20 protein-coding genes are annotated in these 23,153 nt (G+C 56.7%); 11 read left to right on the plus strand and 9 right to left on the minus strand.

The annotated features are described in order from the left end of the window. The first annotated feature begins 43 nt into the window (after positions 1 to 43). The 4 genes from phnC to phnE (F3I20_RS08450) all read left to right on the plus strand — a co-directional run bounded on the left by phnC (position 44) and on the right by phnE (F3I20_RS08450) (position 3,664). Complete coding sequence (phnC, locus tag F3I20_RS08435) at positions 44 to 874, plus strand: phosphonate ABC transporter ATP-binding protein (RefSeq protein WP_150037500.1); 831 nt, start codon at positions 44 to 46, stop codon at positions 872 to 874. Between the two features lie 26 nt (positions 875 to 900). Continuing rightward, complete coding sequence (phnD, locus tag F3I20_RS08440; RefSeq protein WP_150013837.1) at positions 901 to 1,827, plus strand: phosphonate ABC transporter substrate-binding protein; 927 nt, start codon at positions 901 to 903, stop codon at positions 1,825 to 1,827. 95 nt (positions 1,828 to 1,922) lie between these two features. Continuing rightward, entirely contained in the window at positions 1,923 to 2,783 is an 861-nt protein-coding gene (gene phnE / locus F3I20_RS08445; protein ID WP_150013839.1) for a phosphonate ABC transporter, permease protein PhnE, read from the plus strand. After that, positions 2,780 to 3,664 (plus strand): phosphonate ABC transporter, permease protein PhnE, encoded by an 885-nt coding sequence (gene phnE / locus F3I20_RS08450; RefSeq protein WP_150037499.1) that lies wholly within the window; start codon positions 2,780 to 2,782, stop codon positions 3,662 to 3,664. The genes phnE (F3I20_RS08445) and phnE (F3I20_RS08450) overlap by 4 nt, the downstream gene beginning before the upstream one ends. Here phnE (F3I20_RS08450) and F3I20_RS08455 read toward each other — a convergent pair. After that, on the minus strand, positions 3,618 to 6,224 hold the full coding sequence (locus F3I20_RS08455) for an ATP-binding protein (RefSeq protein WP_150037498.1): 2,607 nt from the start codon (positions 6,222 to 6,224) through the stop codon (positions 3,618 to 3,620). The two genes, phnE (F3I20_RS08450) and F3I20_RS08455, sit on opposite strands and share 47 nt — an antisense overlap. 147 nt (positions 6,225 to 6,371) lie before the next feature. Here F3I20_RS08455 and F3I20_RS08460 point away from each other — a divergent pair, with 147 nt between their 5' ends. From F3I20_RS08460 to F3I20_RS08475, 4 genes are all read left to right on the plus strand, one after another. Then, positions 6,372 to 7,886 carry a sugar ABC transporter ATP-binding protein gene (locus F3I20_RS08460; RefSeq protein ID WP_150013845.1) on the plus strand — a complete coding sequence of 505 codons (1,515 nt, stop codon included), beginning with the start codon at positions 6,372 to 6,374 and terminating at the stop codon, positions 7,884 to 7,886. A 10-nt stretch (positions 7,887 to 7,896) separates the two neighbouring features. Beyond that, positions 7,897 to 8,877 carry an ABC transporter permease subunit gene (locus F3I20_RS08465; RefSeq protein WP_150019418.1) on the plus strand — a complete coding sequence of 327 codons (981 nt, stop codon included), beginning with the start codon at positions 7,897 to 7,899 and terminating at the stop codon, positions 8,875 to 8,877. An 89-nt stretch (positions 8,878 to 8,966) separates the two neighbouring features. Next, entirely contained in the window at positions 8,967 to 9,905 is a 939-nt protein-coding gene (locus F3I20_RS08470; protein ID WP_150037497.1) for an ABC transporter substrate-binding protein, read from the plus strand. A 44-nt stretch (positions 9,906 to 9,949) separates the two neighbouring features. After that, entirely contained in the window at positions 9,950 to 10,579 is a 630-nt protein-coding gene (locus F3I20_RS08475; RefSeq protein WP_150037496.1) for a D-lyxose/D-mannose isomerase, read from the plus strand. Positions 10,580 to 11,074: 495 nt separating this feature from the next. Here the strand turns inward: F3I20_RS08475 and F3I20_RS08485 are convergent, their stop codons facing one another. From F3I20_RS08485 to F3I20_RS08495, 3 genes are read right to left on the minus strand one after another with little or no spacing between them, the layout of a single operon-like run. Then, positions 11,075 to 12,232: a DNA cytosine methyltransferase gene (locus F3I20_RS08485; protein ID WP_150013853.1), complete on the minus strand. Its 1,158-nt coding sequence runs from the start codon at positions 12,230 to 12,232 to the stop codon at positions 11,075 to 11,077. Between the two features lie 5 nt (positions 12,233 to 12,237). Then, positions 12,238 to 12,801 (minus strand): hypothetical protein, encoded by a 564-nt coding sequence (locus F3I20_RS08490; protein ID WP_150037495.1) that lies wholly within the window; start codon positions 12,799 to 12,801, stop codon positions 12,238 to 12,240. Further along, entirely contained in the window at positions 12,791 to 13,027 is a 237-nt protein-coding gene (locus F3I20_RS08495; protein ID WP_150037494.1) for a helix-turn-helix domain-containing protein, read from the minus strand. The genes F3I20_RS08490 and F3I20_RS08495 overlap by 11 nt, the downstream gene beginning before the upstream one ends. A gap of 181 nt (positions 13,028 to 13,208) precedes the next feature. Here F3I20_RS08495 and F3I20_RS08500 point away from each other — a divergent pair, with 181 nt between their 5' ends. Beyond that, positions 13,209 to 13,529: an SDR family NAD(P)-dependent oxidoreductase gene (locus tag F3I20_RS08500; RefSeq protein WP_223813099.1), complete on the plus strand. Its 321-nt coding sequence runs from the start codon at positions 13,209 to 13,211 to the stop codon at positions 13,527 to 13,529. Between the two features lie 24 nt (positions 13,530 to 13,553). Here the strand turns inward: F3I20_RS08500 and F3I20_RS08505 are convergent, their stop codons facing one another. After that, a complete protein-coding gene (locus F3I20_RS08505; protein ID WP_150037493.1) occupies positions 13,554 to 14,297 on the minus strand; it encodes a response regulator in 744 nt (247 codons plus the stop codon). Positions 14,298 to 14,719: 422 nt separating this feature from the next. On the opposite strand from F3I20_RS08505, the gene F3I20_RS08510 reads away from it, so the two are divergent. Next, the gene (locus F3I20_RS08510; RefSeq protein ID WP_197042348.1) at positions 14,720 to 16,018 is read left to right on the plus strand and encodes an NCS2 family permease; all 1,299 of its coding nucleotides are present in this window, start codon (positions 14,720 to 14,722) and stop codon (positions 16,016 to 16,018) included. Positions 16,019 to 17,248: 1,230 nt separating this feature from the next. Here the strand turns inward: F3I20_RS08510 and F3I20_RS08515 are convergent. The 4 genes from F3I20_RS08515 to F3I20_RS08530 all read right to left on the minus strand — a co-directional run bounded on the left by F3I20_RS08515 (position 17,249) and on the right by F3I20_RS08530 (position 21,237). After that, entirely contained in the window at positions 17,249 to 17,914 is a 666-nt protein-coding gene (locus F3I20_RS08515) for a PAS domain-containing protein (protein ID WP_150037492.1), read from the minus strand. A 4-nt stretch (positions 17,915 to 17,918) separates the two neighbouring features. Further along, a complete protein-coding gene (locus F3I20_RS08520) occupies positions 17,919 to 18,602 on the minus strand; it encodes a helix-turn-helix transcriptional regulator (protein ID WP_150037491.1) in 684 nt (227 codons plus the stop codon). A gap of 634 nt (positions 18,603 to 19,236) precedes the next feature. Continuing rightward, a complete protein-coding gene (locus F3I20_RS08525) occupies positions 19,237 to 19,428 on the minus strand; it encodes a hypothetical protein (protein WP_150059915.1) in 192 nt (63 codons plus the stop codon). Positions 19,429 to 19,782: 354 nt separating this feature from the next. Next, positions 19,783 to 21,237 (minus strand): AMP nucleosidase, encoded by a 1,455-nt coding sequence (locus F3I20_RS08530; RefSeq protein WP_150014810.1) that lies wholly within the window; start codon positions 21,235 to 21,237, stop codon positions 19,783 to 19,785. Positions 21,238 to 21,699: 462 nt separating this feature from the next. Between F3I20_RS08530 and F3I20_RS08535 the strand changes: the two genes are divergently transcribed. After that, positions 21,700 to 23,109 carry an EmmdR/YeeO family multidrug/toxin efflux MATE transporter gene (locus tag F3I20_RS08535; RefSeq protein ID WP_150014812.1) on the plus strand — a complete coding sequence of 470 codons (1,410 nt, stop codon included), beginning with the start codon at positions 21,700 to 21,702 and terminating at the stop codon, positions 23,107 to 23,109. Positions 23,110 to 23,153 lie beyond the last annotated feature (44 nt).

Genomic DNA, 23,153 nt, shown 5'->3' on the forward strand with positions numbered 1-23,153 from the left:
CCTTAATAACCGGCAGACGCAATCAGCGATGACGGAGAACAGCATGGCACAGGCACTTCTGAAAACGGTGGTCGATAACGATGCACCACCGGCCAGCCACAGCGGACAAAAAGTGTTGTCGGTGCAGAAACTGAGCAAAGCCTATGGCGACACCCAGGTGCTGGATCAGGTCAGTTTCGACCTGCACGCCGGTGAGCTGGTGGCGGTGATTGGCCGCTCTGGCGCGGGTAAATCGACCCTGCTGCATATGCTCAACGGCACGATTAACGCTACGTCCGGCGCGATTATCAGCCTGCATGAAGGCGAAGCCGATCGTAACGTGGTCTCGCTCAACAGCCGTCAGATGCGCGAATGGCGCAGCCAGTGCGGCATGATCTTTCAGGACTTCTGTCTGGTGCCGCGCCTCGACGTGCTGACCAACGTGCTGCTGGGCCGTCTGAGCCAGACCAGCACGCTGAAGTCCTTCTTTAAAATCTTCTCTGACGAGGATCGGGCGCACGCCATCGAACTGCTGCAGTGGATGAACATGCTGCCGCAGGCGCTGCAGCGGGCAGAAAACCTCTCTGGCGGACAGATGCAGCGCGTGGCGATCTGCCGCGCCCTGATGCAGAACCCGAAAATCCTGCTGGCCGATGAGCCGGTGGCGTCGCTGGATCCCAAAAATACCAAACGCATCATGGATGTGCTGCGTCAGGTCAGCGAGCAGGGGATCAGCGTGATGGTCAACCTGCACTCGATTGAGCTGGTGAAAAGCTACTGCACCCGGGTGATTGGCATTCAGCGCGGCGTGGTGCTGTTTGACGACCATCCTTCCCGACTCACCGACAGCCTGCTTCACCAGCTGTACGGCGATGAACTTAACCAAATCCATTAACGTCCACAGCAAGAGAATTATTCCGAATGAAACTGACTTCTTTAGCACTTCTGACCCCTGTCATGGCGTTTGGTGTCAGCGCAGCGGATGCGCCGAAACAGCTTAATCTGGGGATTCTGGGTGGGCAGAACGCCACCCAGCAAATCGGTGATAATCAGTGTGTGAAGACCTTCTTTGATAAAGAGCTGGGTGTCGATACCCAGATGCGCAACGCCTCAGACTATTCGGGCGTGATTCAGGGCCTGCTGGGCGGCAAGATCGATATGGTGCTGAGCATGTCACCGGCCTCGTTCGCTTCGGTCTACCTTCAGGACCCGAAAGCGGTGGATGTGGTCGGCATTGTGGTGGATGACAAAGATCAGTCACGCGGCTACCACTCTGTTGTCATCGTTAAAGCCGACAGCCCGTACAAAAAACTGGAAGACCTGAAAGGCAAATCGTTCGGGATGGCCGATCCCGACTCGACCTCCGGCTTCCTGATGCCCAACCAGGCGTTTAAGAAGATGTTCGGAGGCTCGGTGGATGACAAATATAACAACACTTTCTCCAGCGTGACCTTCTCCGGCGGCCATGAGCAGGACATTCTGGGCGTGCTGAACAACCAGTTTGACGGCGCGGTCACCTGGACCTCGCTGGTCGGTGATTACAACAGCGGCTACACCTCTGGCGCGTTTGGCCGTCTGATCCGTATGGACCATCCGGATCTGATGAAGCAGATCCGCATTATCTGGCAATCACCGCTGATCCCCAACGGCCCTGTGCTGGTCAGCAACAAGCTGCCTGCTGACTTTAAAGCGAAAGTGGTGTCTGCGATTAAAAAGCTGGATAAGGACGATCACGCCTGCTTCGTGAAAGCGGTGGGCGGCCAGCAACATATCGGTGAGGCGACGGTTGCTGATTACAAAAATATCATCGATATGAAACGTGACCTGATGAAAGGCAGTCGCGGCTAAGCCGACGACGCCCTGACTTTCCCCGCCCAGGCGGGGAAGGCGGGACGCGGCAACACCGCCGGCGTTCCGCTGCTTTAACGCCGGAGAACCTCCCTTTGACCGACTTCGAACACTATTACCAACGCATCCGCCGTCAGCAGAAGCGTGCCACGCTGTTGTGGTCACTGCTGCTGGTGACGCTCTATCTGGCGGCGGGCAGGGTAGCAGAATTTAATCTGCTCACCGTCTGGCAGTCGCTGCCGCACTTCTTCGACTATCTGCATGAAATCCTGCCGGTGCTGCATCTGCCGCTGCTGTTTGCCGACGGCAAAACCAGTGGCTCGCTGGCTTACTGGGGCTACCGTCTGCCGATTCAGCTGCCGCTGATCTGGGAAACATTGCAACTGGCGCTGGCCTCGACGCTGGTGGCCGTCGCCCTTGCAGCGGTGCTGGCCTTTTTTGCCGCCGACAATACCCAGACGCCGGTCAGCGTGCGGGTGATGATTCGCGCCTTTGTCGCCTTTCTGCGCACCATGCCGGAGCTGGCGTGGGCGGTGATGTTTGTCATGGCGTTTGGCATCGGCGCGATCCCGGGCTTTCTGGCGCTGGCGCTGCACACTGTCGGCAGCCTGACAAAACTGTTTTATGAGGCGATTGAGTCGGCGTCGGATAAGCCGGTGCGTGGCCTGGCCGCCTGCGGTGCCAGCAAGCTGCAGCGGATGCGCTTCGCTTTCTGGCCTCAGGTTAAACCGATCTTCCTCTCCTACAGCTTTATGCGCCTGGAGATTAACTTCCGCTCCTCCACCATCCTCGGGCTGGTTGGGGCCGGCGGCATCGGCCAGGAGCTGATGACCAATATCAAACTGGACCGCTACGATCAGGTCAGTATCACGCTGCTGCTGATCCTGATTGTGGTGTCGCTGCTGGACACACTATCCGGTCAGCTTCGTCGCCGCGTCACAGGAGATCGGACATGATGAGCGCCGCACCGGATGTCGCGCAGCTGAAGCAGCAGCATCGTGAACTGTTCGCCGCGCAACCGCGCTATCTGCGCCGCATCGGGCTGATGGCACTGGCGGTGCTGCTTTATTACCTCTTTTTCTTCTCGGTATTTGGCCTGGAGTGGTCGCGTCTGTTGATGGGCTGCCAGCAGCTGGGGCGCTATTTCCTGCGGATGTTCGTCTGGCACGACTTCCTGAACTGGCCATTTGGCTACTACCTGTCGCAGGTCGGGATCACCTTAGGCATTGTGTTTGCCGGAACGCTCACCGCCTCGCTGCTGGCACTGCCGCTGTCGTTTCTGGCGGCACGCAATGTGATGCACGATCGCGCCGCGAAGCCACTGGCGTTTCTGGTGCGGCGTCTGTTCGATGTGTTACGTGGCATCGATATGGCGATCTGGGGACTGATATTCGTGCGTGCGGTGGGCATGGGGCCGCTTGCCGGGGTGCTGGCGATTATCCTGCAGGATGTTGGTCTGCTCGGTAAGCTGTACGCCGAAGGGCATGAAGCGGTGGAGCGCTCGCCCAGTCGCGGGCTGGGCGCGGTCGGGGCCAACAGCCTGCAGAAACACCGGTTCGGTATCTTCACCCAGTCATTCCCGCAGTTTCTGGCGCTGAGCCTTTACCAGATTGAGTCCAATACCCGCTCAGCGGCGGTGCTGGGCTTTGTCGGCGCGGGCGGGGTAGGCCTGGTCTACGCCGAGAATATGCGGCTCTGGAACTGGGATGTGGTGATGTTCCTGACGCTGATCCTGGTGGTGGTGGTCATGATCATGGATGTGATCTCCAGCCGCCTGCGTAAGCGCTACATCAGTGGCAAGCCGGTGCCGTTGTGGCAGCCTGCTGCGCGCGATTAAGCCGCTCACTGCGCTGCCAGGCGCGCTGCAGCGCCTGCACCAGCTGGGCCTGCTGCCAGGGCTTCGCCAGCCGCTCACACAGCGGCAGCGTCACCGGCTGATGGCGCAGATCCTGACCGCTGATGAGCAGCGTCGCCAGCTGTGGCCAGTTCTGCTGCGCCTGGCGGATCACTTCCGCGCCATTGATCTCGCCGGGCAGCATCAGATCGCTGATCAGCAGGTCGATATCGGGGGTCTGGCGCAGCAGCGCCAGCGCCGCTTCTCCGTCGCCGCACTCCAGCGTCAGATACCCCAGCTGATGCAGATGCTCGCACAGCGTCTGGCGCACCGCCGGTTCATCATCCAGCACCAGTATCAGCCGGTTGTTCGCTGCCTCTGCCTCCGCGGGCTTTGGCGGTGGCGGGGCGATGACGGCAGTGGCGGCTTCCGAAGCGCGCGGTAACAGCAGCCGTACCGTGGTGCCCTGACCCGGCGCGGTTTCCAGTTCGATCTGCCCGCCGGACTGCCGCACAAAGCCGTAAACCATCGACAGCCCCAGCCCGCTGCCACTGCCGGTGGCTTTGGTGGTGAAGAAGGGCTCGAAAACCTGCTCCCGAACCTCGGCGGACATGCCACAGCCATGATCGATAACCTCAATTGTGACCATGTCACTTTTGTCGCCTTCTTCCGGATGACCCTGATTCCAGATACGCAGCCGGATTTCGCCGCTTTGCTGATGCATCGCATCACGCGCGTTTACCACCAGGTTCATCAGCGCATTCTCCAGCTGGCTGGCATCAATCCATGCCAGCCAGCCAGGGCGCTGCGCATCAATAATCAACTGCTGTCCCGGCAGCAGCGCGTGTTGCAGCAGGCTCTGCAGGTTATCCACCAGCGTCACCACCGACACCGCACGCGGATAGAGCGCCTGCTTGCGTGAGAACGCCAGCAGACGCTGCGTCAGCTGGGCCGCACGGTCGGCCGCCTGCCGCGCCCGTTCTATCCGGGTGGCCAGCGGGCCGGCCATCAGCTGGCCTTCAGTCAGCGCCAGACTGCCGATAATCACCGCCAGCAGATTGTTGAAGTCGTGTGCCAGGCCGCCGGTCAGCTGGCCGACCGCCTTCATCTTCTGGCTGTGCTGCAGCGCCTCCTCCAGCGTTTTGCGCGAGGTCCGGTCCAGCACGGTATTGACCATGCCGCGCCGGGGGATCGGGCTGAAGCGCAGCTCCAGCGTCCGGCCATCGGCCAGCCGGATCTCCTGGGGGTCACCGGGATCGTGCAGATCCACCGCCAGCGGGGCCAGCAACTGCTGATAATGGACGCCGCGATGCAGCTCACGCGGCGCGATTCCGAGCAGCTCGGCATACTGGGCGTTCCACACCACCAGCTGACCGTGGTGATCGAACAGCGCAAAGCCGTCGCGCATCGCCAGAAACGTGGACTCCAGCTGGTTGCTCTTCTCTTTCAGCAGCCGCGAGGTGTGCGCCAGCGAGGCGGTATTGCGGGCGAAGACGTTAAACGCCCGCGCCAGCTCGCCCAGCTCGTCGCGCCGTTGCAATCCTGGCACGCTGACGTTCTGCTCGCCCTGCGCCAGCCGGGTCATCGCCCCGGCAATGGCCGTCAGGCTCGACCCGAGGTTGCGGTAAATATAGATCCCGGCATAGCCGGTGATCGCCAGCGCCAGCAGCACAAACAGCGCGATAAAGCTGATGATCGAATCGAGTTCGTGGTGGGTGGCCTGGGTGCGCGCCTCGCTCTGCAACGCGACCTGCTGCACCGACGCATTGATATCGTCGTTCAGCATCGCCACCAGCGCTTTAATCCGGTAGGTGGCGTAGGCGATCGCCAGGTCGCTCTGCTCCAGCGCCTCCGCCAGCGGCAGCAGGTGCTGCTGAGTATTAAGCAGCCGCTGTACCTGCTCGCCAGTGACACCCGTCAGCGGCACCGTGCGCCACTGGGTCATCACCTGCTGAAGCTGCTCAATCACGGCGATGGGTGAGGGCGTGCGGATGGCAATGGTGATCAGCCGTTCGGTCTGCTCGCGCAGTGCGGCATCCGGCTGCGTCCGCTGTTCCCGTTGTACCCGCTGGTCGATATGACCGAGCAGGATCTGCGTCTGCCACAGATCGCTCAGCATGTTGTTGCGTTGCAGATGCCGCTGATGGCTGTTCAGCAGCAGGCTGTTAATCGTCTGTTCCAGCATCAGGCTGCGGGCGCGGATCCGGGCGATGCGCTCCGGCTGTCGGGCCGCCAGCGGCGCACTGGCCAGCAGGCTCAGCGACTGTTGCAACGCCTGCTGATTCTGCTGCAGCCGTTGTGATTCGCTCTGATACTCCAGCGCCCCGACCACCTGCGACAGCCGCACCGCTGCCGTCGCCACGTTGGCGGTGTCACGTGCCAGCGCCAGGCTGCCGTTCATGTCCGCCAGCGTCTGCGCCTGTGCCTGCTCCTGAATCGCCCCGGCGTGACGAAAGCCCACGATCGCCACCACGCTCACCATGAGCGTGACCGATACCACCAGCAGATTGAACATCAACAGGCGTCCACGCGCCCCGGCCTGCCACGGATAACTACGCTGCATCTCATGACCTCTTCTTCACGGCAACCGTGGGGCGAGTATAGGAGCGTGATGTCGGGCGTTTATGACAAATATGAATGGCCGCTGACATTTTCCGTTTATCTGGCATTGCTTAACTGGCGGCTATCCACAGTCCGCAGGAGCAGGGCGATGACAGCCACACCAATACTGGAAATGCGGGGCATTACCCGACGCTTCGGCAATTTTTATGCCCTGAAGGGCGTTGACCTGACGGTCTGGCCCGGTGAGGTTCATGCGCTGATGGGAGAGAACGGCGCGGGTAAAAGCACACTGATGAAGATTCTGGCCGGTGCCTATACCGCCAGCAGCGGGGAGATTCTCATTGAAGGCAGGCCCTGTACGATTAAGGGTCCGAAAGAGGCGCTGGCCGCCGGGATTACCCTGATTTATCAGGAGATCAACCTGGCACCCAACCTGACGGTGGCGGAGAACATTTTTCTCGGCAGCGAAATCGCGCCCGGCGGGCTGGTGAAGCGGCGGCAGATGGCCGAAGAGGCGCAGCGGGTGATTGACCGGCTCGGCGCGCAGTTCAGTGCCTGGGATCTCGTCAGTCGTCTGAGCATCGCCGAGCAGCAGCAGGTGGAGATCGCCCGCGCGCTGCAGCGCAACAGCCGCATTCTGGTGATGGATGAGCCGACCGCCGCGCTCTCTAACCGTGAAACCGAACAGCTTTTTGCGCTGATTAAACGGCTGCGCAGCGAAGGCATGGCGATTATTTACATCAGTCACCGCATGGCAGAGGTCTATGAGCTGTCCGACCGCGTCAGCGTGCTGCGTGACGGGGCGTATGTGGGCAGCCTGACGCGTGACCAGCTCAACGCCAGCGAACTGGTGCGGATGATGGTCGGACGGCCACTCAGTGACCTGTTTAACAAAGACCGGGCGATCCCGCTGGGCGATATCCGGCTGGCGGTGAATCACCTCGCTGACGGCGGCAAAGTGCATCCCAGCAGTCTGGCGGTGCGGGCCGGGGAAATAGTCGGCCTGGCCGGTCTGGTGGGCGCAGGCCGCAGTGAACTGGCACAGCTGATCTTCGGCGTGCATAAGCCGAAACAGGGTGAGATCTGGATTGACGGCGAGAAGGTCACTATTCATTCGCCGCGCGATGCGATTGCGCGCGGTATCGGCTTCCTCACCGAGAACCGTAAAGAGCAGGGGTTATTTCTGGAGATGGCGGCACAGGAGAACATCGTCATGGCGACGCTGGAGCGCGACGCCAGCATGGGGCTGCTCAACCGCCGCAAAGGCCAGACCATCGCGACGGAGGCAATCGCCTCCCTTAATATTCGTGTACCGCACGCTCAGGTCCGGGCGGGCGGCCTGTCGGGCGGCAACCAGCAGAAGCTGCTGATCTCGCGCTGGGTGGCGATTGGCCCGCGCATCCTGATCCTTGATGAGCCGACGCGCGGTGTCGATGTCGGCGCGAAAAGTGAGATCTACCGCATGATGCAGGAGATGGCGCGGCAGGGCGTGGCGATTTTAATGATCTCCAGTGAACTGCCGGAAGTGGTCGGGATGAGCGACCGCGTTTACGTGATGCACGAAGGCACCATCGTCGGTGAGCTGGAGGGCAGCCACATCAGTCAGGAAAACATTATGACGCTGGCAACCGGTGCGCACAGCACGTCAGCAGGCGAAATCTGAGGAGATCACCATGACACAACTGGCCCGCACTAATGCGCCGACGCTGAAACGCGCCCTGATGGGCGACCTACTGCAAACGGTGGGTATCCTGCCGATTCTGATCCTGATCGTGGCGGTATTTGGCTTCGTTACGCCCAACTTTTTTACCGAAGCGAACCTGCTCAACATCACCCGTCAGGCGTCGATCAATATCGTGCTGGCGGCAGGCATGACCTTTGTCATTCTGACCGGCGGCATCGACCTGTCGGTGGGATCGATGCTGGGTACTACCGCAGTGGTGGCGCTGGTGGCGTCGCTGGACCCGATGCTCGCCTCCCTGACCATTCCGATGGCGCTGGGCGCAGGGCTGGTGATGGGGTTGTTCAACGGTATTCTGGTTGCGTGGGCCGGATTGCCGCCCTTTATTGTCACGCTAGGCACCTACACCGCGCTGCGTGGGGCGGCCTATCTGCTGGCGAACGGCACCACGGTGATTAACTCCGATATTAACTTTGAGTGGATTGGTAACGGCTATCTCGGGCCGGTGCCGTGGCTGATTGTGATTGCTTTTGCGGTGATCGCCATCTGCTGGTTCATCCTGCGTCGCACCACGCTGGGCGTCCATATTTACGCGGTCGGCGGCAACATCCAGGCGGCGCGTCTGACCGGCATCAAGGTTGGCGTGGTGCTGCTGTTTGTCTACGGCATGAGCGGCCTGCTGTCGGGGCTGGGCGGCTTGATGAGTGCCTCGCGGCTCTACAGTGCTAACGGCAACCTGGGCGTCGGCTATGAGCTGGATGCGATTGCGGCGGTGATCCTGGGCGGCACCAGCTTTGTCGGCGGCATCGGTACCATCACCGGCACCCTGATTGGCGCGCTGATTATCGCCACGCTAAACAACGGCATGACGCTGATGGGCGTCTCCTATTTCTGGCAGCTGGTAATCAAGGGCGCAGTGATCATCATCGCGGTCCTGATCGACAAATACCGCACCCGTCATCATGTGAGCTGAGGCTCCACCGGGCGGATGCACGATGTCGCCTCCGCCACCCAAAAAACGCCATTAAGTGGTTGGCATCTAAAAACAGCAGGAGAAGGTCTATGCGTTTTAATCCAATTGTAACCGGGCTGCTGGCGGCGACGCTGCTCAGCACTGGTCTGGCTCAGGCAAAAGGACTCAAATCTATTGGCGTCACGGTCGGCGATCTCGCTAACCCCTTCTTCGTGCAGATCACCAAAGGCGCAGAGATGAAGGCGCGTCAGCTGGCGGGCGATAAGGTCAACGTGACGCTGGTCTCCAGCGGCTACGATCTCGGTCAGCAGGTTGGCCAGATTGATAACTTTATTGCGGCCAAAGTCGACATGATTATCCTCAATGCCGCCGACTCTAAAGGCATCGCTCCAGCGGTGAAGCGAGCGCGTGACGCCGGTATCGTGGTAGTGGCGGTCGACGTGGCCGCCGATGGCGCGAATGCGACCATCACCTCCGATAACACCGAAGCGGGCGCGATGGCCTGTAAATATATTTCTGACCGCCTGAAGAATAAAGGCAACGTGGTAATCATCAACGGGCCGCCGGTTTCAGCCGTACAGAACCGTGTTGAAGGCTGCATGAACGAGCTGAAAACCCATCCGGAGATCAAGCTGCTCTCCTACAACCAGAACGCCAAAGGCAGTCGGGAAGGTGGACTGGAGGTGATGACCGGTCTGCTCTCCGCAAACCCCAAAATCGATGCGGTGTTTGCCATCAACGATCCGACTGCGATTGGCGCGGACTTAGCCGCAAAACAGGCGCAGCGCAGCGAATTCTTTATCGTGGGCGTCGATGGATCGCCGGACGGAGAAGAGGCGCTGAAGCGTAAAAACTCGCTGTTTGTCGCGACCCCGGCGCAGGACCCGCAGGTGATGGCGGCGAAGGCGGTGGAGATTGGCTACGACATCCTGCAGGGCAAACCGGCTCCGGATAAGCCAGTGCTGATCCCGGTGAAACTGATCGACCGCGATAATATCGGCAGTTATCAGGGCTGGACGGTGAAATAGGCTTTAATGCGGCACCCTCCGGGTGCTGCCCCCAGGAGGCCATCATGCAACGTTCAGAGGTTAACTATTACCTGCAACATACCCGCGAGTTTTTCCGGCAGCAGGATGTGCATCTGCCGCCGTGGGCCGATTACAGCGTCAGCCAGTGGCGTGCTCAGGATCGCGACGTGATACAGGAGATTCTGGCGCTGCGACTGGGCTGGGACCTCACCAGTTTTGGCGCGGCAGATTTTATGCAGACCGGCCTGACGCTGTTTACTCTCCGCAACGGCTCGCCGGGCGGTCAGCCCTGGCATAAACCCTACGCCGAGAAGATAATGCACGTGCGCGAAGGGCAACTGACGCCGATGCACTATCATCCGCGCAAGATGGAAGACATCATTAATCGCGGCGGCGGCAACCTGATTGTCGAACTGCATAACCGCGACGGTGACGGACTGGCAGATTCGCCAGTGGTGGTGTCGCTGGACGGCCTGCGCCAGACCCATGCAGCCGGTTCACAACTGCGGCTCTCGCCGGGTGAAAGCGTGACGCTGGAGGCGGGCATCTGGCACAGTTTCTGGGGCGAAAACGGCTTCGGCGACGTGCTGGTGGGCGAGGTATCGATGCCCAACGATGATGAAAATGACAACGTGTTTCTGACGCCGCTGGCCCGTTTTAATCCGCTGAATTAGGATGAAGCGCCGCGCTGGTTGCTGTGTAATGACTATGCGAACGGCTTTCTGTGAAGCTTAGTGCAGGCCCGCCGCCATCACAGCGGCAGGTCGCATTAACCTCGCTCTCCGATCTGCTGTAATGTTTCAGTGCCGGTCAGCCTGAGTTTTCTGATGCTGCGGGCGGGCGGCTCACCGAACAGGCGCGCATATTCCCGCGTAAACTGCGTCAGACTTTCATAGCCCACATCGGCCGCGACGGCGGTCGTGGGAGCCCAATAATTGTAATGAAGCCACAAAATTTTGTGTTAAGTGCAAAAGGTAGCTTTCTGAACCAGTGCATATTTGTGGAAATTTATGGACATAAATCGGCTTTAGTGTCGCGATTTAAGCGAATGAGCTTTTCGTTTGAAGACACTTTTTACATTTAGTTGATCAGGTGAGAGTATACCTAACATTGAGGTACATTAATCTACATAACGCATCGAGTAGGCCCCTTTTTTGGGGCCCCAATAATTAAGTCAGCTGTGAACACTTAAAGATAGGAATAAGCGCATGTTTTGAGAGATGCTCGATTGCAGGGACGCAAACAGCATCTCCCATTGCGAAATATCCTTTATTAATATTATTTGGTAATATAAAACTATCACGCACTCCCTGTAAACGAGCATACTCTCTAGGAGTAAGTAATCGCACTCCCAATTCTCCATTGCCAGCACGAACCAGTATCTGTTTGCTAGATCCTCCCCGGGGAGTTCTTAAACACCCAGCAATACCATCAGTTCTAAGCTCGGCCATAGAAACCCCTGCTCTCATTCTTCTAAATACTGTACCGTATGAAAATAACTCACTATCCATCATTGCTTGTAATTTCGCGAGATGTGCAGGATTCATCTGAGCAAGTAAATGATTTTTACGGTCGTCTGACCACCATAAAGAGGAATCATTAGGGATATCATACTCAATGATATCTTCCAGGGTTGATGTTCTTTGCTTAGGAAGCGGGATATCAAATAGTCCCCAATTCAATTGTTCATTTGAAGCAATGAGTTTTTTCAACTTTGTCGAGCGCAACTTAGGCTGCTCATCATACCTCTGCCACCAAGTGTCAAAAAGATCCTCACTTTTTTTTAGGAGCATGAATTTACTAGCAATATCTTTAATCACTGCTATTAAAAAAACACGAGGTCTACTCTGCGGAGTGAAAAGCGCGGCATCCAATTCAATGATATCAACTACAAACCCAAGTTCAGATAAAGTTTTGACAGTCTCAATGACGTCTCTGCCTCCATGTGATGTCAAGAAACCGGATACATTTTCAAGCATAACGATTTTTGGTAAATCGTTTGCAAGCTTTTTTTCTTTAAGGATATTTAAAACAGCATTAAGCGTACCAGATTCTGCCCCTGCAAGACCAGCCCTACTGCCAGCCACTGATAAGTCAGTACAAGGGAAGGAAGCAGTATAAAGGAAAACATTTTTAGGAAGAATATCGTCAGCTTCGGCTGCCACCTTCCAAATATCTTCTAAATAAAAATGATCACCGCCATAGTTCTCTACATAAGTACTCATTTTATCGGCAGAAATATCGTTAGCCCATACACATTGCCAACCAGAGCTCTCAAGCCCTTCCCGCACTAATCCTACTCCAGCAAAAAACTCTGCAAATCTCATTTCTGCTAACCTACTAATCTGTTGAACTCTTCTAAAAGAATATCATTTCTACTGTATATTTCACCAGCCTTAACTTCAAGAATTGTGCGTCCATACATTTGAACAAACCCATATGGAATGGCTTTCCTAAAACGCTGGCGTCTAGCAGCACTGACTGCGGTTCGATCATAATTTGCTCTGTATTCGGGCAGCCAAGCTTCAAAAAAAGGGGTCTTAAGCTCGCTACCATGAATAGCTTTGACAATGAGGTCACGATAATCAATTGAATAAGAGCAAAAGAGGTGGTTGACTTCACAATCCTCCAAAAGCTTAGCTTCGCCTGTGTTCAAGTGATACTGATACTCGTAGGAGCTTCTAAATGCCGACGACTTAACTTCCCAGCCTTGAAGGTCTGCGCCTATAGCGCCCTTGCCCTGTCGCCCTGTAAGAATAGCTCCAAACAGTTCCCATAGCACGGATGGGACATGTCCGGCGACTTTGAGGTTATGTAACCTTAACAAGTAGATTTTTTCTTCGTCGTAGATGTGGCGGGTATAGAAAGAGAATGCTTCATCAAGTTTATTGTTCATAAAAATCTCCAAGGTTTGCCAGGAGACTTCCTGGCAGCACATCTAGTGCAGCTGCCAATTTGCATATGTTCAGAAGGCTAATGTTTCTCTGTCCGCGTTCGACAGAACTAACGTATGTTCTATCAAGTTGAGCTCTTTCAGCCAATTGTTCCTGGCTTAACTTCAGCTCTTTCCTTAATTGGCATATGTTCTGGCCAAAGGCTTTTAGAAGTGATTCTTCTGACATTGACGTCTCCCATTTAACAGAGAGGCATGATCGATTTTTTGAAGACTATGAGTCCACGGACTATAAGCCACAACTTTCATAAAATATGGCAAAGCCCATCGGATGTGAGGGCATCTTACAGTTGAAGATAATATGGAAATTTCACTTACAGTATTGATTTTTTATATAAACTATTGTTTTTATGGTTTTTATTCAAAAATGGACGGAATCAGCGGCCTACACCAGTTCTAAGGCGGGGCTGAATATGCTATCCGGCGTTGCGCGGCTGGAGTTGGCTGAGACCGGGATTACGTTTTCCGTCGTTCACCCGTTTATGGCTACCTCAGAATTTTATCAGTCGGTGAAATCGGGACAGGCCGTGGCGATTGAGCAGGCTGAACAGAGCGCCGCTTTCGCGCATGCGCCGGAGCGCGTGGCTGACAAGATTCCGGCAATGGTTGAAAGAGGAGAGGCACAGGGGGATCTTGTGCCGCGAGCGTATGGCGGAGCGTATGATGCATAATACCCGGTCTGCTGAACCGGGCCTTCAGGCGATCTGGCTGGCGCGCGGCACGGTTTCCGGTTTCATCACGTCAGCGGAAAAGACGTAACCCAACCCGCGGATGGTGCGGATCAGGTCAGGCTGATGCGGGTTGGTTTCAATTTTACGGCGCAGTCGCATGATCAGCACGTCGATGGTGCGGTCAAACACATCGAGGCTTTCGCTGTGGGTCAGCTCCAGCAGCTGATCGCGGGTCAGCACTTTGCGGGCGTGGCGCACCAGCGCGCGCAGCAGACTGTATTCTCCCTGGGTCAGCGGCACCAGTTCGCGCTGCGGATTGAACAGCTGGCAGCGGCCATCGTCCAGTTGCCAGCCGCCAAAACGCCAGCCTGCCTGCTCAGGATCGGCCTGTGCGATACGCCCGTTGCGGCGCAAAGCGGCACGGGCGCGGGCCACGACTACGCGGGGATTGAAAGGTTTGGCGATGTAATCATCTGCCCCCATCTCCAGACCCACCACCATCTCCGCTTCGGAACCCATACCGGTCAGCATAATCACCAGTACCTCGGGTCGCTGACGCTGGAGCTGCTGTAACACCAGCAGCCCGTTGGTATCGGGCAGCATCATATCCAGCATCACCAGTGAAATCTCCGGGTGTTCGCTGAGCATTGATAGTGCCTCGCGTCCCTGATGACAGCGGTAGACCGTTAACAGATGTTCACTTAACGCATCCTGCAGGACGTCGCAGACAGCAGGATCATCATCCACCACCAAAATCGCTGGCTTCATGGCGCGGCCTCAATGTTACGAAAGAGTTAATTCTGGAGTCTACACAGGCCTGAAAAGGTTGCTGAGGCAGCGTGCTGAAACGTGACCAGCTTCGCCTGTGAGAGTATGGAAGCGTGCGCTGGCGCAGAGTTTTTAGGGGTTACTGATTTGCCGCAGGAAAACGATTGCGCAGGATCGGTGCATTGCACCATAATCGCGCCTCGATTTGGTTAGGAATCTTCTTAGGCGAGTCCTGCGCTCCCAGGTAATCGATTGCGTCGGCAAATGGCATGGCAATTGCTTTGGGCAGTGGGTAACGCAGGGATTTCAGGTGGTTCTGGCACGCAGGTATGCAGCGGCCGGTATCCATATCCCGGAAACAGAATAATCAGCATACAAACCCCTTTGGCAAGAGAGACGGCTGTCTCCTGTATCGAGAGATGATGATGTTAGAAAAACTATTCAAACTCAAAGCGCATAACACCACGGTTCGTACCGAGATTATCGCCGGGATCACTACCTTCCTGGCGATGGCTTATATTCTGTTTGTGAACCCGAGCATTCTGGGCGCAACCGGCATGGACAAGGGCGCGGTGTTTGTCGCCACCTGTCTGGCGGCGGCGATTGGCTGTGTGCTGATGGGGCTGATCGCCAACTACCCGATCGCGCTGGCACCTGGCATGGGACTGAACGCCTTTTTCACCTACACCGTGGTGCTGCACATGGGCTACACGTGGCAGGTTGCGCTGGGCGCGGTGTTTCTCTCGGCGGTGATTTTCTTCGCGATGTCCCTGTTTAAAATCCGTGAGTGGATTATTGCCAGTATCCCACTGCCGCTGCGCGCCGGGATTGGAGCAGGTATCGGGCTGTTCCTGGCGATTATTGCGCTGGAAGGGGCGGGCATCGTGGTCGATAACCCGGCGACGCTGGTGGGCATTGGCGATCTGACCAAGCCGGGTCCGCTGCTGGCGATGCTCGGCTTTGTGGTGATCGTGGTGCTGGAAGCGCGTCGCGTGACCGGTGCGGTGCTGATCGGCATTCTGCTGGTGACCTTTATCTCGATGGGCATCGGTCTGTCGCCGTTCGCGGGCGTCTTCTCTGCGCCGCCGTCCATCGCACCGACGTTCCTGCAACTGGACATCGCCGGGGCATTTAACGTCGGCCTGATCAGCGTGATTTTTGCCTTCCTGTTTGTTGATGTGTTTGATAACACCGGCACGCTGCTGGGCGTGACGAAACGTGCCGGTCTGGCGGATGAGCAGGGTAACGTGCCGAAGATGGGCCGTGCGCTGATTGCCGACAGTGCCGCTGCGCTGTTTGGTTCACTGCTGGGGACCTCGACCACCACCAGTTATGTGGAATCGGCGGCGGGCGTGAGTGCCGGTGGCCGTACCGGGCTGACCGCGATTGTGGTGGGTGTGCTGTTCCTGCTGGCGCTGTTCTTCTCGCCGCTGGCCTCCAGCGTGCCGGTTTACGCTACTGCACCTGCACTGCTGTTTGTAGCGGTATTAATGGCATCGGGCCTGGCAGATATTGACTGGAAAGATATCACCACGGCCGCGCCGGTTACCGTGACCGCGCTGACCATGCCGCTGACCTATTCCATCGCTAACGGCATCGCGTTTGGTTTTATTACCTGGACTCTGGTAAAGCTGTTGAGTGGTCGCGCCAAAGAGGTGAATGCGGCGCTGGTAATTCTGTCGATTCTGTTTGTGATTAAGCTTGGGTGGTTGAGTGCTTAATTTACCGCGTTGCGGTTAAGGAACGTTTAGCAGCGGGCAGAGGCTGAGAAGGGATCGCTTTGCAGCGGGCTAACATTGAGAAGGTTACGCCCGCCAGGCGAGGGGGAGTTTCAGGTTGCCTGTGCAGGCGGACGCGTCAAGGGGCGGACGCCCGCCCCTTAACAATCCCTGCGGGTAGCGGCCCGCCAGGCCTTTAGTTCGCTGCGCGAAAGGGCGCTGAGAGAGTTTCTGTTCGTCTGGAGAGGTGGGCATGCTTAGCAGCGGGCTGGCTCTGAGCAGGTTACGCCCGCCAGGCGAGGGGGAGTTTCAGGTTGCCTGTGCAGGCGGACGCGTCAAGGGGCGTACGCCCGCCCCTTAACAATCCCGGCGTCCGGCAGCCTGCGCGCCCCGCTTCGCGGGGTGCCTTCGTCACGCCCTGCGGCCGAAGGACCGTCCGGACGCGCCATCCCTGGCGCGAACCGTCCTTTCGCCGACGTCCTGTCGGCTCATCCTTGCCTCTGGTTGTTCCTCAGCGCTCCGGATGCCTCTGACAACCCCCCGCCTGTCATTTCTTTGTGTTAACTGTGGTGCTGTGTTGTCTGCTGGACTTAAAGCCACAGTCAAAGTCAAAGCCAAAAACCCACAGCGATAAATTACCCAACACAGAAAGAAGAGATAACAGCAGGGGGGTAGGGAGGCCGTCAGAACCGCTGAGCGGATGAGGGATTTCAGGACGAGCGACAGGGATGTCGCGAAGAGGCGGGTTCGCGCCAGGGATGGCGCGTCCCGCTGGTCCGTAAGAAATCCGGAAGAAGCGAAGGGACCGCGAAGCGGCGGTGAAGCAGGCCGGAGCCGGGGGGCAAGGGGCGCGGCGACTGGCGCCCCTTGTCGGTCGCCAGCAGAGGCGTGTCTGAAACTGCCCAATTGATCAGGCGAACGAAACCCCTCTCAGANTTTCAGGACGAGCGACAGGGATGTCGCGAAGAGGCGGGTTCGCGCCAGGGATGGCGCGTCCCGCTGGTCCGTAAGAAATCCGGAAGAAGCGAAGGGACCGCGAAGCGGCGGTGAAGCAGGCCGGAGCCGGGGGGCAAGGGGCGCGGCGACTGGCGCCCCTTGTCGGTCGCCAGCAGAGGCGTGTCTGAAACTGCCCAATTGATCAGGCGAACGAAACCCCTCTCAGAGCCCGTTCGCGCAGCGAACAATTCCGACGCCCTGTCGACTCTTCCGGGCCTCCGGTTGGCTCTTTGCGCCTCAGGTGATCAGCACATATCCTTTGTTCAGGAAAAAAGGCGGGATATAGTTATCCCACCCCTCCTGCATACAATGCTGCTTCAACGCAGCGTTGCTGGTTGCACCAGATTTGTCGTAACAGCGTATAAGTCGGTTGCGAAGGGCCGGAGCACTGATGCCCAGAATTCCTGGCATAAGGTTCTGCTTTACCCCACAGAGCAATAGCAGAATCACTTCCCACTCTTTATCGGTGAAGATATTCGCGGGCCGGGTAAAAACAAAGGGTCTTCTGTCACGTGGCCGGAGGAACGTTGAAAAGTAAACATTGGTGATCTCAAGATAGGTACAGATAATACCATCGGTTCCATCACTGAACGTCCACGGGCGTTTCTCCACCATAAAAGATCGCAGCCTGTTCTCTTCTCCGTATTCAAAAGTCTTGAGCACAATGCTCATTTCTTTAGTATTCAGGATTTTTTTATCATCATGCAAAATATGATGGTAATAATCGCTAATGTCTGGCGTCAGGTCGGTGTCGAATGCCCCCATAATAGTGTCAGACGGAACGTTGAAATAACTGCATGCAAGCTTATTGGCATAAACATAGCGTGAGACATTGTTTTTAATAGCCCAGCCAAACAGTGAGTTATCTAAGTAATATTCAACAGGATTCAGCTTTCTGACCATCAGTTCATCCTCTTATTATAATGTGGCCTTTTTTCAGGAAGAACGGTGGAATATAATGGTCTAACTTATTGTCACGGCAATAGCTGATCAGTGCAGAAAGCGAATTCAGACCGGTCTTTCTGTAACAACTTCTGAGTCTGCCATTAACTGCGTCAGCTGTAATCGCCAGGATACTGCTTATTTCTTTTATGTTCATCCCACAGACCAGCAGATAAACGACTTCCCACTCTTTTTCTGTGAAGACGGATGAGGGTGCTTCAAAAGTCGCATGCTGAATTATTTTGCCGTCCAGCAAGGCGCTCGGTGTGATGATCCTCACATGCCTGACGCTGATAACCGTTCCGATACAGTTATGCTCGTTATCATACAGTGGCTCCTGAACACTATAAGCAGGCTGCATGATTTTTTCTTTTCCCTGTATATGTGTGGTGATTGCTCTGACTGGCTGACCTGTTCGCTCTATTTCCCGCTCCTGCTGGCTAAAAAGGTCAGCAAATTCTGCAACCGGAACAGGCATTTCTCTAATATGGCGGCCTTCATAATTAATACCTGGCGATAGAGTTTGCCAGGCTTTGAGAGTGTTATTCACATAAACAAAGCGGGACTGATTGTCCTTCACTCCCCAGCCGACAACAGGGTCGTTTTCAAACATTCTGATAAGCCTTGCGGGTAACGTAATTTTTTTCATGAGTGTGTCCTTACATTTTCATTACTCTACATTAAATTGACCTTGCAACTTAATAACCCTACAGAGAAATGACACTTTATATAAAGCGCCATACTTTAATTGTACCTTCATGCAAGCCGGAATGGGTGTGAAAGTAATATCACAAGCCAACGCGCAGGGAAAGTTGTCTATATAATAAAAAAGAAGCATGCCCATAACCGAAAGGTTATGGGCTTTTTGTTTTAAGAGGCAGATTAATTACGGGATTTAATTGGGGTTAATGGCAGGACTTAGTGGTCCGCATAAATTTCGCTTTGGAGCAGGCTGACGCTGAGAGGGTTTTCGTTCGTCTGGAGAGGTGGGCATGCTCTGAGCAGGTTACGCCCGCCAGGCGATGGGGAGTTTCAGGTTGCCTGTGCAGGCGGACGCGTCAAGGGGCGGACGCCCGCCCCTTAACAATCCCGGCGTCCGGCAGCCTGCGCGCCCCGCTTCGCGGGGTGCCTTCGTCACGCCCTGCGGCCAGCGGACCGTCCGGACGCGCCATCCCTGGCGCGAACCGTCCTTTCGCCGACGTCCTGTCGGCTCATCCTTGCCTCCGGTTGTTCCTCAGCGCTCCGGATGCCTCTGACAACCCCCCGCCTGTGATTTCTTTGTGTTAACTGTGGTGTTGTGTTGTCTGCTGTCCTGTAAAGCCAAAGCCAAAGCCAAAGCCAAAGCCAAAGCCAAAGCCAAAGCCAAAGCCAAAGCCAAAGCCAAAGCCAAAGCCAAAGCCAAAGCCAAAGCCAAAGCCAAAGCCAAAGCCAAAGCCAAAGCCAATCCCGGAAACGTAAAGCGATAAAGTACCCAAAACAAAAAGAAGAGATAACAGCGAGGGGTGGGGAGGCCGTCAGAACCGCTGAGCGGATGAGGGATTTCAGGACGAGCGCCAGGGATGGCGCGAACCCGCTGGTCCGTAAGAAATCCGGAAGAAGCGAAGGGACCGCGAAGCGGCGGTGAAGCAGGCCGGAGCCGGGGGTCAAGGGGCGCGGCGACTGGCACCCCTTGTCGGTCGCCAGCAGAGGCGTGTCTGAAACTGCCCAGCTGATCAGGCGAACGAAACCCCTCTCAAAGCCCGTTCGCGCAGCGAACAATCCCCGGCATCAGCTCTGCTGCCAGCCCGTTCGCGCAGCGAACAAACCTCCCCGAGCCAGCGGCGATACATCTACCGGAAAGGCGGCTCATTAAACGTCCGCAGCTTACGCGAATGCAGCTTATCACCCTCAGCGCGCAGCAGCTCAACCGCGTGAATGCCAATCTGCAGATGCTCTGAAATCGCCCCCTCATAGAAGCGGTTCGCCTGACCCGGCAGCTTGATTTCGCCGTGCAGCGGTTTGTCGGAAACGCACAGCAGCGTGCCGTACGGCACCCGGAAACGATAGCCCTGCGCGGCAATGGTGGCGCTCTCCATATCGACCGCTACCGCGCGGCTCAGGTTAAAGCGCAGGGCCGACGCGGAGTAGCGCAACTCCCAGTTGCGATCGTCGGTGGTCACCACGGTGCCGGTACGCAGGCGCTGCTTCACCTCTTCACCTGGCATGCCGCTCACCGACTTGGTGGCGTCATACAGTGCGCGCTGCACTTCGGCAATGCTTGGCACCGGGATGTCTGGCGGAAGCACGCTATCGAGTACGTGATCGTCACGCAGATAAGCGTGGGCCAGCACATAGTCGCCGATCCGTTGGCTCTCGCGCAGACCGCCGCAGTGACCAATCATCAGCCACGCGTGCGGGCGCATCACCGCCAGATGATCGCAGATGGTTTTGGCATTCGACGGGCCGACACCGATATTAACCAGTGTGATGCCGCGACGATTAGGTGAGGTGAGATGCCAGGCAGGCATCTGATGCTTCTTCCACGCCAGATCTGAGAGCATCGACTCGCTGTTGGCGGTATCGGCCGTCAGCACCACGTCACCCGCACAGGCCAGGCTGTCGTAAGGGGTGTTAGGATCGCGCACCTGCTCAATTGCCCAGCGCACGAACTCGTCGACATAACGGGTATAGTTGGTGAACAGCACAAAAGGCTGGAAGTGCTCTACGCTGGTGCCGGTGTAGTGACGCAGACGGGCCAGCGAGAAGTCGGTGCGCAGCGCGTCGAAGTGCGACAGGGGGAATTTGGCGTCGGCGTGGAACAGACCGTCGGTAGTCTCATCGCCAATCTGTGACAGCTCGGTGGTCGGGAAGTGGCGCGCAATACCGGCGCTCATGGTGCGATCCAGCGACAGATCAGAACCGTCGATCACGTAAGGATAGGGGATCTCCTGGCTGGACGGCACCACGTCGATCTCCAGTTGATACTCTTTTTCCAGCATCTGAAGCTGTTCTGAAATATAGTGGCGCAGTAACGCCGGACGGGTAACGGTGGTGCTGTAACTGCCGGTATGGGTAAAGCGGCCCCAGGCACGCGTGCGATTCTGCTGCGGACCTTCACCGTGCCAGGTGATGCGCAGCTCCGGGTATACAAACAGTCCCTTTTCCCGTTCCGCGGCATTGGGGAGCGTGCCGTTTTCGGTAAACAGTTTAATCGCCGCACGCAGCGCATCAACGGCACCATCGTAAAGGCGTTCAAGTTCATCCAGCGCCTGCTGGCTGGTCAGGTTTTTCCGTAATGTCGGCATGGTTTCTCCTTCCATTTTTTTCCGCAATTTGCCCCAAGCTTAGCGGGTTTGTTGCAGAGATTGGTGAAGAATCTGTGATCGCCTTTTTTTTGCGCTAACGAAGCGCGTAATCTGAGCAGTGCGGCAGTGAGCCGGAACGCACATTACGAAAATCCGTTAAGAAAATCTTTATTACCGCAACAGGCGATGCCGCCGTGTCTGTTGCGCTGCAACTGATAAAAGAGCAGCAGTGCAGCCGGTGGCACCGTGATGACAGGCGATCGTAACCTACCGGAAATAATCAGGTTTGCTACAGCGGACGGCCCGGCGAGGCAGAATCTGCCGAATCTGAACTAAAAAGTTTGTAACCATGATTAATTTGTCCCGGAAAGACTTTGCATATTTCTCTGCTCACTATCATCATTAGATCTCGTCAGTCTCTTCTGATTTGGTAATCCTTTGCAAAATCCCGGCGTAGCAGTGATGCAGGCGATTAAGCGCACGGCGTGGTACCCGAAACGCCGCTCTTATCGCACGCTCTACTGGCGTGAAATATCGCCATTAGCAGTGCCTATCTTCTTCGAGAATGCCTGTGTGCTGTTGATGGGCGTACTGAGCACCTTCCTGGTCAGCTGGCTGGGCAAAGAGGCAATGGCGGGCGTTGGCCTGGCCGACAGCTTCAATATGGTGATCATCTCGTTCTTTGCGGCTATCGATCTCGGCACCACGGTGGTGGTGGCGTTCAGTCTGGCAAAACGCAACGGCAAGCGTGCCCGCGCCGCCACGCGTCAGTCGCTGGCCATGATGACGATACTCGCCTTTGTGCTGGTGATCGCCATTGAGTTCTGGGGCCATCTCATCATTGATGCCATCGCCGGTGCTGCCGAACCCAAAGTTAAAGCGCTGGCGCTGAGTTATCTGCAGACCTCTGCCTGGAGCTATCCGGCAGCCGCTATTACGCTGATCGGCAGCGGGGCGCTGCGTGGCGCGGGTAACACCAAAATCCCGATGCTGATTAACGGCGGCATGAACATCCTCAACATCATCATCAGTAGCGTGCTGATCTATGGCTGCTTCTCGTGGGACGGTTTAGGGTTTATCGGTGCCGGGCTGGGTCTGACCATCACCCGTTATATCGGGGCGATCGCGGTGATTTACGTGCTGATGATCGGCTTTAATGCCTCGCTGAAAATCACGCTGTCGAGCTATTTCCGGCGCTGGAACAGCAGCATTCTGATGGAAGTATTAGGTATAGGTGTGCCTGCCAGTATCGAGTCGGTCCTGTTCAACGGCGGTAAATTGCTGACGCAGGTGTTTGTGGCAGGCATGGGCACCAGTGAGATTGCGGGTAACTTTATCGCGTTCTCGGTCGCGTCGCTGATCAACCTGCCGGGCAACGCGCTGGGTTCAGCCTCAACTATCATTACCGGTACCCGTCTGGGCAAAAATCAGGTCTTCCAGGCGGAGCGTCAGGTGCGGCATGTTTTCTGGCTGGCGACGGCGTGTCTGAGCGCGATAGCGCTGCTGACGGTGCCGCTGGCCGGGTTGCTGGCGCGGTTCTACACCAGCGACCCGGAAGTGATCAACGTAACGAAACATCTGCTCTGGCTGAATGCGCTGTTTATGCCGCTATGGGCCGCGTCATGGGTGCTGCCGGCGGGTCTTAAAGGCGCACGTGATGCGCGGTACACTATGTATGTGTCGATGTTCAGTATGTGGTGCGCGCGCGTCGTGGTCGGTTATCTGCTGGGCATTCAACTTGGCATGGGCGTCACCGGCGTCTGGCTGGGGATGTTCCTCGACTGGACGGTGCGTGGCATCTTCTTCTGGTGGCGACTTAACAGCGGCAAATGGCTTAACCGCTACCATAAAATGATCGCGAAAACCGGTTAGCAGCATGCCTATGCCTTCTCCTCTCACCGGGGGGAAGGCATCAC

Source organism: Candidatus Pantoea gossypiicola (assembly GCF_008632075.1).
Lineage (GTDB): Bacteria > Pseudomonadota > Gammaproteobacteria > Enterobacterales > Enterobacteriaceae > Pantoea > Pantoea gossypiicola.